Origin of the sequence: Streptococcus sp. FSL W8-0197 (genome assembly GCF_037963785.1) — a bacterium.
In the GTDB taxonomy this organism is placed as follows: domain Bacteria; phylum Bacillota; class Bacilli; order Lactobacillales; family Streptococcaceae; genus Streptococcus; species Streptococcus oralis_CQ.
The window spans coordinates 575,586-590,802 of sequence record NZ_CP150168.1; the positions used below are offsets into that span (position 1 = coordinate 575,586).

Consider the following 15,217-nt stretch of genomic DNA (forward strand, 5'->3'; position numbering starts at 1 on the left):
ACAGTTATGCAACCTACACAAAAGAAACCCTTAACAGCTTTCACTGTTATCTCAACGATTATCTTGCTCTTGTTGACCGTACTGTTCATCTTTCCATTCTACTGGATCTTGACAGGGGCCTTCAAATCACAGCCTGATACCATTATGATTCCGCCACAGTGGTTCCCTAAAATGCCAACCATGGAAAACTTCCAACAACTCATGGTGCAAAACCCTGCTATGCAGTGGATGTGGAACTCTGTATTTATCTCACTGGTAACCATGTTCCTAGTCTGTGCAACCTCTTCCCTAGCAGGTTATGTCTTGGCTAAAAAACGTTTCTATGGTCAACGCATCCTCTTTGCAGTCTTTATCGCTGCCATGGCACTTCCAAAACAAGTTGTCCTTGTACCATTGGTACGTATCGTCAACTTCATGGGAATTCACGATACTCTTTGGGCAGTGATTTTGCCTTTGATTGGATGGCCATTCGGGGTCTTCCTCATGAAACAGTTCAGCGAAAACATCCCAACTGAATTGCTTGAATCAGCTAAAATCGACGGTTGTGGTGAGATTCGTACATTCTGGAGCGTAGCCTTCCCAATCGTGAAACCTGGATTTGCAGCCCTTGCAATCTTTACCTTCATCAATACTTGGAACGACTACTTTATGCAGTTGGTTATGTTGACTTCACGTCAAAACTTGACTATCTCACTCGGGGTTGCGACCATGCAGGCTGAAATGGCAACCAACTATGGTTTGATCATGGCGGGTGCAGCTCTTGCAGCCGTGCCAATCGTAACGGTCTTCCTTGTCTTCCAAAAATCCTTCACTCAAGGGATTACTATGGGAGCGGTTAAAGGTTAAGACCTTGCGAAAATCGAATTTAAACGACGTTAGCGTTACCTTGCCATACTTAAGTATTGCCTGCGGTTAGCTTTCTAGTTTGTTCTTCGATTTTCATTGAGTATAAGAGAATACAGAGTTATAAGTGTCTACAAAATGGAGAGTATGCAGTTGCTTCGTGAAGTTTTGTCAGACACTTATAAACTTAAGAATGAACTCTTTTCATGATACTAGTTAGAGTAGGTTCGTTTTATGGTAACTATTTTCCGCTTTAGTGGTATCTAAGATAAGCATCTTACGCTTATCTTAGACGGAATTTTTGAGACTGACGATGAAAGAGCAAAAGGCTCAAAAATTAGGAATGAAATACCGAGGAAATTTGCTTCCGTCCGCACTATTACAGGGAAATAGAGAAAAGATATTTCGAAACTTTAAAATAGTAACTATCAGAAACGAAGGAAACAGTATGATTTTTGACGATTTGAAAAACATCGCCTTTTACAAGGGAATCCATCACAATCTAGACAAGGCTATCGACTATCTCTATCAGCACCGTAAGGATTCTTTTGAACTCGGTAAGTATGAGATTGACGGGGATAAGGTCTTTCTAGTTGTTCAGGAAAATGTCCTTAATCAAGCTGAAAATGATCAGTTTGAGCACCATAAGAACTATGCAGACTTGCATTTGCTGGTAGAAGGACATGAATATTCGAGCTACGGTTCACGTATCAAAGATGAGGCAGTAGCATTCGACGAAGCGAGTGACATTGGCTTTGTCCATTGTCATGAAAAATACCCACTCTTGTTGGGCTATCACAATTTTGCGATTTTCTTCCCAGGAGAACCGCATCAGCCAAATGGCTATGCAGGTATGGAAGAGAAGGTTCGCAAATATCTCTTTAAAATTTTGATTTATTAAAAGAATCAGGAGGAGCAAACATGGCACAAAAAGGAGTAAGCCTTATCAAGGCAGCATTTGATACAGATAATTTTCTCATGCGTTTCAGTGAGAAGGTCTTGGATATCGTGACAGTCAATCTTCTTTTTGTCGTCTCTTGTTTGCCCATTGTGACGATTGGAGTGGCGAAAATCAGCCTCTATGAAACCATGTTTGAGATTAAGAGAAGCAGACGAGTTCCAGTTTTCAGAACCTATCTAAGAGCTTTCAAGCAAAATCTGAAACTGGGGCTTCAGTTAGGTTTGCTAGAGTTGGGCATTGTGTCATTAAGCCTTTTAGATCTCTATCTCTTCTGGGGCCAGACAGCTTTGCCTTTCCAGATTGTGAAAGCAATTTGTTTGGGGATTCTCATCTTCCTCACTCTGGTGATGCTAGCTAGTTATCCCATCGCTGCGCGCTATGATTTGTCTTGGAAAGAAGTGCTGCAAAAAGGGCTTATCTTGGCAAGTTTTAACTTTCCTTGGTTCTTCCTCATGCTAGCCATTCTCTTTCTCATAGTGATGGTTCTCTATCTGTCCGCCTTCACTCTCCTTTTGGGTGGATCGGCCTTTATCCTCTTTGGTTTTGGTTTGCTAGTCTTTCTCCAAGCAGGATTGATGGAGAAAATCTTCGCCAAATACCAGTAGGATGAGATCTTTCTGAAACTACTTTCAATCGTTACAGTTTCTAAAATACAAGTAGAAACTAAAATCTAAGTGTATACAAGATATTGAAAGCGATTTTCACAAAGTGTATACTAAACTTGTAAAAAATAGAACTGCTCTCAGCAGAAAAAAAGAAATCTTAGGAGAAAATCTATGTCAGATTTGAAAAAATACGAAGGTGTCATTCCAGCCTTCTACGCATGTTATGATGATCAAGGAGAAGTCAGTCCAGAGCGTACGCGTGCCTTGGTTCAATACTTCATTGATAAGGGTGTTCAAGGTCTCTATGTCAATGGTTCTTCTGGTGAATGTATTTACCAAAGTGTGGCAGACCGCAAGTTGATTTTGGAAGAAGTCATGGCAGTTGCCAAGGGCAAATTGACCATCATTGCTCACGTAGCTTGCAACAATACTAAAGACAGTATGGAGCTTGCTCGCCACGCGGAAAGCTTGGGAGTAGATGCTATCGCAACAATCCCACCAATTTACTTTCGCTTGCCTGAGTACTCAGTTGCCAAATACTGGAACGATATCAGTGCTGCAGCTCCAAACACAGATTATGTGATTTATAACATTCCTCAATTGGCAGGTGTTGCTCTGACTCCAAGTCTTTATACTGAAATGTTGAAGAATCCTCGTGTTATCGGTGTTAAGAACTCTTCTATGCCAGTTCAAGATATCCAAACCTTTGTCAGCCTTGGTGGAGAAGACCACATCGTCTTTAATGGCCCAGATGAACAATTCCTAGGTGGTCGCCTCATGGGTGCCAAAGCTGGTATTGGTGGTACTTATGGTGCGATGCCAGAACTCTTCTTGAAACTCAATGAGTTGATTGCAGAGAAAGATTTGGAAACAGCGCGTGAATTGCAGTATGCTATCAATGCAATCATTGGCAAGCTCACTTCTGCACATGGAAATATGTACGGTGTGATTAAGGAAGTCTTGAAGATCAATGAAGGCTTGAACATTGGTTCAGTTCGTTCGCCATTGACGCCAGTAACCGAAGAAGATCGCCCAGTTGTAGAAGCAGCAGCACAATTGATTCGTGAAACCAAGGAGCGCTTCCTCTAATCCATAAGGAGGTATTTATGACACACTACGTTGCAATTGATATCGGTGGAACCAACATCAAATATGGTTTGATTGACCAAGAAGGCCAACTTGTTGAATCGCATGAAATGCCAACCGAGGCGCATAAGGGTGGACCTCATATCTTACAAAAGACAAAAGATATCGTAGCCAGCTATATAGAAAAAGGCCCAGTAGCAGGTGTTGCCATTTCTTCTGCTGGGATGGTGGATCCAGACAAGGGTGAGATTTTCTATGCCGGCCCGCAAATTCCTAACTACGCAGGAACCCAGTTCAAAAAGGAAATCGAGAGGAGCTTTGCAATTCCTTGCGAAATTGAAAATGATGTCAACTGCGCAGGTCTTGCTGAGGCAGTATCTGGTTCAGGCAAGGGAGCGAGTGTGACACTTTGCTTGACCATTGGAACAGGTATCGGTGGTTGCTTGATTATGGATGGGAAAGTCTTCCATGGATTTAGCAACTCAGCTTGCGAAGTCGGTTATATGCATATGCAGGATGGAGCTTTCCAAGACCTGGCTTCTACGACAGCCTTGGTAGAGTATGTAGCAGCAGCTCATGGAGATTCAGTTGATCAGTGGAATGGTCGACGCATTTTCAAGGAAGCTACAGAAGGAAACAAGATCTGTATGGCTGGCATTGACCGCATGGTAGACTATCTAGGAAAAGGTCTGGCAAATATTTGCTACGTTGCCAATCCAGAAGTGGTCATTCTCGGTGGCGGGATCATGGGGCAAGAGGCTATCCTCAAACCGAAGATCCGCACAGCCTTGAAGGCGGCCTTGGTGCCAAGCCTAGCTGAAAAAACACGATTAGAATTTGCCCATCACCAAAACACAGCAGGGATGTTGGGAGCCTATTATCATTTTATACTCAATGAAAATCAAAAAGCAAAGTAGGAAGCTAGCCGTAGGCAGTACTTGAGTACGGCAAGGTGAAGCTGACGTGGTTTGAATTTGATTTTCGAAGAGTATCAAAACAAAACAATCCTAGTTTGGAATTATAGAATTAAGAAAAACACTGAATCACTACTTGAGTGAAAACTGTTTTGCTTAATTCTTTTTTTATTGAAAAATTTAAGCCAAAGGATGTAATCGTGAGAAACTAGGAGAAAATAAGCATCTTGTATGAAAGGTTGAAGCGAGAGCAATTCTATCATAAAATTCAACTAGTGTTTAGTTTGAGTAAATGAGAAAATGTGGAAAAGTGATATAATGAGATGGGCGAAAATTGGTAAATTAGAATTTGTAGAGGTGAAAAAAATGTAATGGCAACCTATTCACCTGAAGTCGAAATCATATAAAATTACGAGGAGATTGTAAGATGAGTAATTATATAAAATTAAATGAAGATAGATGGAATAATGTAAAAAATGACTATACTGAGCCATTGACACAGGAAGAATTAGAAGAAATTAGAAAGCATCCAATCTCTGTTGCCTTAACTGTTGGGGAAAAAGTCCCCACAGAATGGTTTGAAAAAGCCAAGGGAAAAAAGATATTAGGGTTAGCTTGTGGTGGTGGACAGCAGGGTCCCGTTTTTGCTGTGAAAGGTTATGATGTCACCATCATGGATTTTTCTAAATCACAATTAGAAAGAGATGAGATGGTTGCAAAAAGAGAAGGCCTAAAAATCAATACGGTTCAAAGCGATATGACAAAAGCATTTCCATTTGAAGATGAAACTTTTGATATTATTTTTAATCCGGTTTCAAATGTATATATAGAAGATTTAGATAACATGTATAAAGAAGCCTCTCGCGTATTGAAAAAGGGCGGTTTGTTAATGGTCGGATTTATGAATCCTTGGATCTACATGTATGATGCTGACACTGTATGGGACAAACCCGATGAGGAATTACTGTTAAAGTTTTCAATCCCTTTTAATTCAAGAGAGCTTGAAGAGGAAGGCAAAATCACCATCAATCCAGAATATGGATATGAATTTAGCCATACCTTAGAAAGTCAGATTAGAGGACAACTAAAAAACGGCCTCGCTATGATCGATTTTTATGAATCGTGTGACAAAAGACATCGATTATCACGGTATGGAAATGACTACATCGCTACACTCTGCATTAAACTATGATCTTATAGAACGTACTTCTGAAGAATAGCTCGTTTTATTTTACGATTAGAATTTGTCCATCACCAAAACACAGCAGGTGTGTTGGGAGCCTATTATCATTTTATACTCAATGAAAATCAAAGAGCAAAGTGAAGCTGACGTGGTTTGAAGAGATTTTCGAAGAGTATTAAAACAAAATAATCCTAGTTTGGTTTAACCAAACTAGGATTTTCTAACACGTTTTTGTCTACGATAGCCGTTGAGCTTTTTGTTTTCCCAATAACTATTAAAGATTTTTTCTTTGCTATCGCGATTGATTTCTAAAAAGTAGGCATAAATCAAATCTATTAAAATGAGCATAGGGAGTTGAGCGGAAATACGCTGGATGTAAGAAGATTGACTATGGCTTGCCACAAGGACCGTTTCGGTGTAGGCCTGACTGTTTTTGTTTGGAGCGCTGGTAAATAAAATGGTCTTGGCACCCATTTCCTTGGCATCCAACAAACTATCGAGGACGGATTGGGTAGTTCCTGATAGGGAAAAGCCAAGTACCAGACAGTTTTCATCCATGATACTGGTCGTCCAAGCAAAGCCATCCTGATCGGTCAAAGCTTCACAGACAACACCTAGTCGCATAAAGCGCAGTTTCATCTCACGGGCAATCAGACCAGAACTTCCCGTCCCAAAGAAGTAAACTCGTTCTGCGTCATCGATTAATTGGGCGACGCGTTCCAGTTGTTCTTCGTCAATCAAATCCTGTGTTTGTTCTCGCATGATACTGTAGCTTCGCAAAACACGTTTGGTTAAAGGACTGTGTTTGTGCGAATGAGTGTCCGGTTTACTAGCCTGGTGCTGGTATTGAAAGACGAATTCTCGGTAGCCTGTAAAACCACACTTTTTGGCAAAGCGGGTCAAGGCTGCTTGGGAGATATGTAATTTCTGGGTAACTTGCTGAGAAGAGAGATCATCTTGGATCGTTTCAGCTTGCAAAAAATAGCGAGCGATTTCTTGCTCGAGCTCGGTTAATTCTTCAAAATGGAGGTCGATTATGGTTGCGATATCTGGCTTGTTCATGAGGCTCCTTTTTATGAGTCAAAGTCTTAAAGGTTAACGCTTTCCTAACTATTACTATCATTATATCATAGAAAATAGGATAACCAAATAAAAAGGCATTTTCAGTTAAAAGTCAAAAAATGCTTCGACTTTTCCAAGAGTTTCTCCGTAAAATATGGTACAATGAAATGTACTGAGCTTTACCTGTTTGCTCTATTATTTTAGGGGAAATAAGGGTAAAAATCAGAAATTTTTCTAGAAAAGAGTCTTAGCTGTATGAGAAAATTTAATAGCCATTCGATTCCGATTCGGCTTAATTTATTATTTGCGATTGTCATCCTGCTCTTTATGGCCATTATTGGTCGTTTGTTATACATGCAGGTGCTCAATAAAGATTTCTATGAAACAAAATTGGCCTCAGCCAGCCAAACAAGGGTAACAACCAGTTCAGCTCGTGGACAGATCTATGATGCGGCAGGGAAACCCTTGGTAGAAAATACTGTCAAGCAAGTTGTTTCTTTCACACGAAACAATAAAATGACAGCAACTGAATTGAAGGAGACAGCCAAGAAACTCCTCACGTATGTAAATGTAACCTCTCCTGATCTGACAGATCGACAGATTGCAGACTACTACTTGGCGGACCAGGATATTTACAAAAAAACAGTCGAATCCTTGCCAAGCGACAAACGCCTGGATTCAGATGGGAACCGCTTATCGGAAGCGACACTTTACAATAATGCGGTTGAAAGCATTGACGTGAGTCAACTTAATTATACAGATGACCAGAAAAAGGAAATCTATCTCTTTAGTCAGCTCAATGCCGTTGAAAATTTTGCAACGGGAACCATTTCTACGGACGCCTTAGATGATACCCAAGTTGCTCTCGTTGCATCAGCGTCCAAGGAATTACCAGGTATCAGCATTTCAACCTCATGGGATCGTAAAGTACTGGATACATCTTTATCAACAATCGTTGGTAGCGTTTCAAATGAGAAGTCAGGACTTCCAGCTGAGGAAGTTGATGCTTATCTCAAAAAAGGGTATTCTCTCAATGACCGAGTGGGAACTTCCTATCTTGAAAAGCAATATGAAGATGTTCTTCAAGGCAAACGCTCCGTCAAAGAAATCCACCTCGACAAACACGGAAATATGGAAAGTGTGGAAAATGTCGAAGAAGGAAGCAAAGGAAACAATATCAAGTTAACGGTTGACCTAGCTTTCCAGAATGGTGTGGATGACCTACTCAAGAGCTACTTTAACTCAGAGTTGGGTAACGGTGGAGCCAAATATTCTGAAGGGGTTTACGCCGTAGCCCTTAATCCTAAAACCGGAGCAGTTTTGGCCATGTCAGGTGTCAAGCATGATGTCGAATCCGGAAAATTAAGTTCAGATTCGCTTGGAACGATAACCAATGTCTTTGTGCCAGGATCTGTCGTTAAGGCAGCGACCATCAGCTCTGGTTGGGAAAATGGAGTCTTGTCAGGTAATCAAACCTTGACAGACCAGCCGATTGTTTTCCAAGGTTCGGCCCCTATCAATTCATGGTATACCTTGTCCTATGGCTCTTTCCCTATCACAGCAGTTGAGGCTTTGGAATACTCTTCTAATACTTACATGGTTCAAACTGCGCTAGGAATCATGGGACAAACCTACACACCAAATATGACAGTCGCAACGGGACAGTTAGAGACTGCAATGGGCAAATTGCGATCAACCTTTGGGGAATATGGACTCGGAGCTTCAACAGGGATTGACCTCCCAGATGAATCTACAGGATTTACGCCAAAAGAATTTGATTTGGGGAACTATATCAATAATTCCTTTGGTCAGTTTGACAACTACACACCGATGCAGCTAGCCCAGTATGTCGCAACCATTGCAAACAATGGCGTACGTTTGGCTCCTCACATCGTTGAAGGGGTTTATGGAAACAATGACCAAGGTGGCTTAGGTAGTCTGGTTCAAGAAACAGCCACTAAGGAACTAAACAAGGTCAATATTTCAGAATCAGATATGGCTATCTTGCAGCAAGGTTTCTATCAAGTTTCGCATGGAACGAGTGCTCTGACAACTGGTCGTGCCTTTTCAAATGGCGCAGCCGTTTCCATCAGTGGGAAAACGGGTACTGCCGAAAGTTACGTTAATGGCGGTCAAAAAGCCAATAATACCAACGCAGTCGCCTATGCACCGACCGAAAATCCCCAAATCGCAGTCGCAGTCGTCTTTCCTCATAACACCAACCTTACAAACGGTGTCGGACCTTCTATTGCACGCGACATTATCAATCTTTATCACCAACACCATCCAATGAATTAGAAAGGAACTTATGCTGTATCCAACACCTATTGCCAAGCTGATTGATAGCTATTCAAAGCTTCCGGGTATCGGGATTAAAACGGCTACCCGCCTAGCCTTCTATACCATTGGAATGTCTGATGATGATGTCAATGAATTTGCCAAAAATCTCCTGTCTGCTAAGCGGGAATTGACCTATTGTTCCATCTGTGGCCGTTTAACGGATGATGATCCTTGCTCGATCTGTACGGACCCGACTCGAGACCAGACAACCATCTTGGTGCTAGAGGATAGTCGCGATGTGGCTGCTATGGAAAACATCCAAGAATACCACGGACTCTATCACGTCTTGCACGGCCTCATTTCTCCGATGAATGGTATCAGCCCAGACGATATCAACCTCAAGAGTCTCATGACCCGTCTTATGGATAGTGAGGTTTCAGAAGTGATCGTGGCAACCAATGCGACAGCGGATGGAGAAGCGACATCTATGTATCTCTCTCGTCTCCTCAAGCCAGCTGGCATCAAGGTCACTCGCCTAGCACGAGGACTAGCCGTGGGAGCAGATATCGAGTATGCGGACGAAGTCACACTCTTACGAGCCATTGAAAATCGGACAGAGTTGTAGGAGTAGACAAATTTACGAACTAAATTCATTTATAAGAAAATTAAGGAGACCGACTTTGATGTTATAGGTCTCTTTTATGTTTCTTGAATTCTAGTACCATGTTCAAGTTTCAAAAAAGAAGCAAATATGATATACTAAAGAACGAGTATTCTATTAGAATTAGGACAAGCAATATGAAACAAACAATTATTCTTTTATACGGTGGGCGTAGTGCAGAGCGTGAAGTCTCTGTCCTTTCAGCTGAAAGTGTGATGCGTGCGGTCAACTACGACCATTTCACTGTCAAAACTTTCTTTATCAGCCAGTCAGGTGACTTTATCAAAACACAGGAATTTAGCCAGACCCCAGGTCAAGAAGATCGTCTCATGACCAATGCGACTATTGACTGGGATAAGAAAATAGCGCCAAGTGCCATCTACGAAGAAGGCGCAGTGGTCTTTCCAGTTCTTCATGGTCCGATGGGAGAAGATGGCTCTGTTCAAGGATTCCTTGAAGTTTTGAAAATGCCCTATGTCGGCTGCAATATCTTGTCATCCAGCCTTGCCATGGATAAAATCACGACCAAGCGTGTCTTGGAGTCTGCTGGGATTGCCCAAGTACCTTATGTGGCTATCGTCGAAGGTGATGATGTGACTGCTAAAATAGCTGAAGTTGAAGAAAAACTGACTTATCCAGTCTTCACGAAGCCGTCAAACATGGGTTCAAGTGTCGGTATTTCTAAGTCTGAAAACCAAGAGGAACTCCGTCAAGCTTTGGAACTTGCCTTCCAATATGACAGCCGTGTCTTGGTAGAGCAAGGGGTGAATGCCCGTGAAATCGAGGTTGGTCTCTTGGGCAACTACGATGTGAAGAGCACTTTGCCAGGTGAAGTGGTCAAGGATGTTGCCTTTTATGACTATGATGCCAAATATATCGATAACAAGATTACCATGGACATCCCAGCCAAGATTAGTGATGATGTAGTAGCTGTCATGCGTCATAATGCTGAAACAGCCTTCCGTGCGATCGGTGGCCTCGGTCTGTCTCGTTGTGATTTCTTCTATACAGATAAGGGCGAGATTTTCCTAAATGAGCTTAATACTATGCCAGGTTTCACCCAGTGGTCTATGTATCCACTACTTTGGGACAATATGGGAATCAGCTACCCAGAACTAATCGAGCGTTTGGTTGACCTTGCTAAGGAGAGCTTTAACAAGCACGAAGCGCATTTGCTATAAAATGAAAGAAGGGGTAGAAGCCAGAATCGTCACTGTAGGTGATTAGAGTTCTCGGACTTCAACCCTTTTTAAAGGAGTAGAAATGAAACTAACAATCCATGAAGTCGCCCAAGCTGTTGGAGCTAAAAATGATGTCAGTATCTTTGAGGATGCCCAGTTAGAAAAGGCTGAGTTTGACAGTCGTTTGATTGGGACGGGAGATTTGTTTGTGCCCCTCAAAGGTGCACGTGATGGTCATGACTTTATCGAAACAGCTTTTGAAAATGGTGCAGCAGTAACCTTGTCTGAGAAAGAGGTTGCAAATCATCCCTACATTTTAGTAGATGACGTTTTGTCTGCCTTTCAAACCCTAGCTGCCTACTATCTTGAAAAAACAGCAGTTGATGTCTTTGCGGTAACGGGTTCAAATGGTAAAACAACGACCAAGGATATGTTGGCGCACTTGCTATCAACAACCTACAAGACCTACAAAACTCAAGGCAATTACAATAACGAGATTGGACTTCCCTACACAGTTCTCCACATGCCTGAAGGGACAGAAAAGTTGGTCTTGGAGATGGGGCAGGATCACTTGGGAGATATCCATCTTTTGTCTGAATTGGCTCATCCTAAGACAGCCATCGTGACCTTGGTTGGAGAGGCTCATTTGGCCTTTTTCAAAGACCGTTCGGAGATTGCTAAAGGGAAAATGCAAATTGCTGATGGTATGGCACCAGGTTCTTTGCTTTTGGCACCAGCTGACCCGATTGTAGAGGACTACTTGCCTACAGATAAAAAAGTGATCCGTTTTGGGCAAGGAGCTGAGTTAGAAATCACAGACTTGGTAGAGCGCAAGGATAGTCTGACCTTTAAGGCGAATTTCTTGGAACAAGCCCTCGATTTGCCAGTGACAGGTAAGTACAATGCCGCCAATGCTATGATTGCTGCTTATGTGGCTCTACAAGAAGGAGTTTCAGAGGAGCAAATTCATCAGGCCTTTCAGAACCTAGAATTGACCCGCAATCGTACTGAGTGGAAGAAGGCAGCCAATGGAGCAGATATTCTGTCTGACGTATACAATGCCAATCCAACTGCTATGAAGTTGATTTTGGAGACATTCTCTGCCATTCCAGCTAATGAAGGGGGCAAGAAAATCGCTGTCTTAGCGGACATGAAGGAACTCGGCGATCAGTCTGTTCAACTCCATAACCAGATGATTTTGAGTCTGTCACCAGATGTGCTGGATACCGTGATTTTCTACGGAGAAGACATTGCAGAATTGGCTCAACTTGCCAGTCAAATGTTCCCAATCGGTCACGTTTTCTACTTCAAAAAAACAGCTGATGAGGACCAATTTGAAGACCTAGTCAAGCAGGTTAAGGAAAGCCTCGGTGCCAATGACCAAATTTTGCTTAAAGGCTCTAACTCCATGAATCTAGCCAAGTTGGTAGAAAGTTTAGAAAATGAATGCAAGTGATTTTGCCAAGTATCTGCAAAGAATGCTAGCCATTACGGATACTGGATTAACCTTTACAAAAGATCCTTTCGACCGTGAGCGTTACGAGGACTTGCGAAGTCTGTTATCTGAAATGTTGAATCAGGTATCAGACTTTGATGCAGAAGAAGTGGCAGAAGTCTTGAAACCAACGTCCGCTTATGCAACTCCTCTGATGGACGTCCGTGCTTGGATTGTTGAGGATGAAAAAGTATGTTTAGTTAGAGGAAAAGGTGAGGATAGTTGGGCTTTGCCAGGTGGTTTTGGTGAAGTTGGCTATTCTCCAACCGAAAATATTCTTAAAGAAATTGAAGAAGAAACCGGCTTTACAGCAAAAGCTGAAAGGTTACTTGCAGTTTTTGATACCAATCGTTTCCAACTACAGAGCAAACAATATGCAAAGTTTGTCTTTGAATGTAAGCTTCTTGATGGACAATTTCAAGAAAATCAAGAAATTGCTGAGCTTCAATTTTTTGCCATTGACCAATTGCCAGTCTTATCTGAAAAACGCATCACCAAGGACCAAATGGAGATTCTCTGGCAAGTTTATAAAGGACAAAGAGACCAATATCTTGACTGAGAAGATTATTATCGTATTTCTGAATTCATTTTTTTCTATTGGCATGGTATAATATGTGAGAAGATTTTGAAATATAATGAGGAATATTAAATGAATTTATGGGATATTTTCTTTACGACGAAAGCCACAGAACCACCCCAATTTGATCTTGTCTGGTATGTAAGTATATTTACTTTATTAGCTTTGACCTTCTATGCTTCTTATCGCTATTACGATAAAAAAGTCTATCAACGTTTTTTCCAAATTTTACAAGCTGTCCAGTTGATTCTTCTCTATAGTTGGTACTGGGGAAATCACATGCCGCTGTCAGAAAGTTTACCATTTTATCATTGTCGTATGGCGATGTTTGTAGTGCTATTACTTCCTGGTAAGTCAATGTACAAGCAATATTTTTCTCTACTTGGAATCTTTGGAACGCTGGCGGCTTTTGTTTATCCAGTACCAGATGCCTATCCTTTTCCCCACATAGCCATCCTATCTTTCATTTTTGGTCACCTAGCTCTTCTAGGAAATTCTTTGGTTTACTTATTTAGACAGTATGACCCTCGATTATTGGATGTTAAGAGGATTGTTTTATTAACCTTCTCACTTAATGCTCTGATTTTTGTGGTTAATTTAGTGACTGGAGGAGATTATGGATTCTTGACAAAGCCACCATTGGTTGGTGATCATGGCTTAGTGGCCAATTATCTGATTGTGTCGCTGGTGTTAGCTACAGCTATTAGTTTGACAAAGAAAGTATTAGAAGCTTTTTTAGAGCAGAAAGCAGAAACAATACTTGTGAAGAAAGCTTAATTTTAAGCTTTCTTTTTTTGTAAAAACCGATACTTTTTTTAAAGTAAGGCTGTTAAGATAAAAAAATTGAAATAAAAAGTGAAAAAATGACTAGGAAATTTATCAAAATCTAAGCACAATAAGATTTTTTGTGTTATAATATTCTTTGAATAGCTATGCCCAAACATAGTTATTAAATAGAAGTGAGAAACTTGGAAGACAGAGAGGATGCGATGTAATGACTAGAGATGGTTTTTTTACAGGCTTAGATATCGGAACTAGCTCGATTAAAGTGCTAGTAGCTGAGCATAGAGATGGCGAAGTAAATGTAATTGGTGTTAGCAATGCCAAAAGTAAAGGTGTAAAAGACGGAATTATTGTTGATATTGAAGCAGCTGCTTCAGCGATCAAATCCGCAATCACACAGGCAGAAGAGAAAGCTGGTATTTCTATTAAGTCTGTTAACGTTGGCCTTCCAGCAAACCTCTTGCAGGTTGAACCAACACAAGGAATGATTCCTGTAACTTCAGATACTAAAGAAATCACAGATCAAGATGTTGAAAATGTTGTCAAATCAGCTTTGACAAAGAGCATGACTCCTGACCGTGAAGTGATTACCTTTATTCCAGAAGAATTCATTGTGGATGGTTTCCAAGGAATTCGTGACCCTCGTGGTATGATGGGTGTCCGCTTGGAAATGCGTGGTCTGCTTTACACAGGTCCTCGTACAATTCTACACAATCTTCGCAAGACGGTTGAGCGTGTAGGTATTCATGTTGATAATGTGATTATTTCACCTTTGGCAATCGTGAACTCCGTTCTCAATGAAGGTGAACGTGAATTTGGTGCGACTGTCATTGACATGGGTGGAGGTCAGACTACTGTAGCGACTATCCGCAACCAAGAATTGCAGTTCACTAACATCTACCAAGAAGGTGGAGATTACGTTACTAAAGACATCTCTAAAGTCTTGAAAACATCTCAAAAAATTGCAGAAAGTTTGAAACTGAACTATGGTGAAGCTTACGTTCCACTTGCAAGTAACGAAACTTTCCAAGTTGAAGTAATTGGTGAAGTAGAACCTGTTGAAGTAACAGAAAGCTATTTGGCAGAAATTATCTCAGCACGTATCAAACATATCTTTGACCAAATCAAACAAGAGTTGGAAAGAAGACACTTGTTAGATTTGCCAGGAGGTATCGTCCTTATCGGTGGAAATGCAATTTTGCCAGGAATTGTTGAATTAGCCCAAGAAGTATTTGGTGTTCGCGTAAAACTCTATGTACCAAATCAAGTTGGAATTCGCAACCCTGCATTTGCGCACGTGATTAGCTTGTCTGAGTTTGCTGGTAAATTGACTGAAGTCAATCTTCTTGCCCAAAAAGCAGTTAAAGGAGATGAATTCCTTCGTCAAAAACCAATCAACTTTGGCATTCCAAATCAACGTTTGAATCCAGTAGCGCAACCAAGTCCAGCACAAGCAGCTCCAGCTGAAGCTGTGCAGGAAGCTCCAGTTGCTCCCAAGGAAGAATTCCAAGCAAGTTCTCAAAGTAAACCGAAGCTAACAGAACGTTTCCGTGGTTTGATCGGAAGCATGTTTGATGAATAAAAGA

The 15,217-nt window shown here is 41.3% G+C and carries 14 protein-coding genes; 13 read left to right on the forward strand and 1 reads right to left on the reverse strand.

All coding sequences use genetic code 11. The annotated features are described in order from the left end of the window. The first annotated feature begins 6 nt into the window (after positions 1–6). The 6 genes from NYE79_RS03070 (at position 7) to NYE79_RS03095 (ending at position 5,601) form a co-directional block, all read left to right on the forward strand. Entirely contained in the window at positions 7–846 is an 840-nt protein-coding gene (locus NYE79_RS03070) for a carbohydrate ABC transporter permease (protein ID WP_001183243.1), read from the forward strand. Positions 847–1,291: 445 nt separating this feature from the next. Further along, positions 1,292–1,744, forward strand: coding sequence for a YhcH/YjgK/YiaL family protein (locus tag NYE79_RS03075; protein WP_084937168.1), 453 nt, complete (start codon positions 1,292–1,294; stop codon positions 1,742–1,744). 20 nt (positions 1,745–1,764) lie between these two features. Beyond that, positions 1,765–2,409, forward strand: a complete 645-nt coding sequence (locus NYE79_RS03080; protein ID WP_044020393.1) for a DUF624 domain-containing protein — start codon at positions 1,765–1,767, stop codon at positions 2,407–2,409. A gap of 171 nt (positions 2,410–2,580) precedes the next feature. Next, positions 2,581–3,498 (forward strand): dihydrodipicolinate synthase family protein, encoded by a 918-nt coding sequence (locus NYE79_RS03085; RefSeq protein WP_033630084.1) that lies wholly within the window; start codon positions 2,581–2,583, stop codon positions 3,496–3,498. 17 nt (positions 3,499–3,515) lie between these two features. Next, positions 3,516–4,412: an ROK family protein gene (locus NYE79_RS03090; RefSeq protein ID WP_268712380.1), complete on the forward strand. Its 897-nt coding sequence runs from the start codon at positions 3,516–3,518 to the stop codon at positions 4,410–4,412. Between the two features lie 424 nt (positions 4,413–4,836). Next, positions 4,837–5,601, forward strand: coding sequence for a class I SAM-dependent methyltransferase (locus tag NYE79_RS03095; protein ID WP_339293780.1), 765 nt, complete (start codon positions 4,837–4,839; stop codon positions 5,599–5,601). Between the two features lie 201 nt (positions 5,602–5,802). On the opposite strand, the gene NYE79_RS03100 is transcribed toward NYE79_RS03095, so the two are convergent. Beyond that, positions 5,803–6,654 (reverse strand): MurR/RpiR family transcriptional regulator, encoded by an 852-nt coding sequence (locus NYE79_RS03100; protein ID WP_049479676.1) that lies wholly within the window; start codon positions 6,652–6,654, stop codon positions 5,803–5,805. A 255-nt stretch (positions 6,655–6,909) separates the two neighbouring features. Here NYE79_RS03100 and pbp2b point away from each other — a divergent pair, with 255 nt between their 5' ends. The 7 genes from pbp2b (at position 6,910) to ftsA (ending at position 15,213) form a co-directional block, all read left to right on the forward strand. Then, positions 6,910–8,952, forward strand: coding sequence for a penicillin-binding protein PBP2B (gene pbp2b, locus NYE79_RS03105; RefSeq protein ID WP_001224845.1), 2,043 nt, complete (start codon positions 6,910–6,912; stop codon positions 8,950–8,952). Between the two features lie 10 nt (positions 8,953–8,962). Continuing rightward, positions 8,963–9,559, forward strand: a complete 597-nt coding sequence (recR, locus tag NYE79_RS03110; RefSeq protein ID WP_000966754.1) for a recombination mediator RecR — start codon at positions 8,963–8,965, stop codon at positions 9,557–9,559. Between the two features lie 173 nt (positions 9,560–9,732). Next, positions 9,733–10,776, forward strand: a complete 1,044-nt coding sequence (locus tag NYE79_RS03115) for a D-alanine--D-alanine ligase (protein ID WP_216728719.1) — start codon at positions 9,733–9,735, stop codon at positions 10,774–10,776. 82 nt (positions 10,777–10,858) lie between these two features. After that, entirely contained in the window at positions 10,859–12,232 is a 1,374-nt protein-coding gene (gene murF / locus NYE79_RS03120) for a UDP-N-acetylmuramoyl-tripeptide--D-alanyl-D-alanine ligase (protein ID WP_339293781.1), read from the forward strand. Further along, complete coding sequence (locus NYE79_RS03125) at positions 12,219–12,830, forward strand: NUDIX hydrolase (RefSeq protein WP_339293782.1); 612 nt, start codon at positions 12,219–12,221, stop codon at positions 12,828–12,830. Before murF ends, NYE79_RS03125 begins: the two co-directional genes overlap by 14 nt. 90 nt (positions 12,831–12,920) lie before the next feature. After that, positions 12,921–13,625, forward strand: a complete 705-nt coding sequence (locus NYE79_RS03130) for a TIGR02206 family membrane protein (protein WP_339293783.1) — start codon at positions 12,921–12,923, stop codon at positions 13,623–13,625. Between the two features lie 217 nt (positions 13,626–13,842). Continuing rightward, a complete protein-coding gene (ftsA, locus tag NYE79_RS03135; protein ID WP_049519093.1) occupies positions 13,843–15,213 on the forward strand; it encodes a cell division protein FtsA in 1,371 nt (456 codons plus the stop codon). Positions 15,214–15,217: the final 4 nt, after the last annotated feature.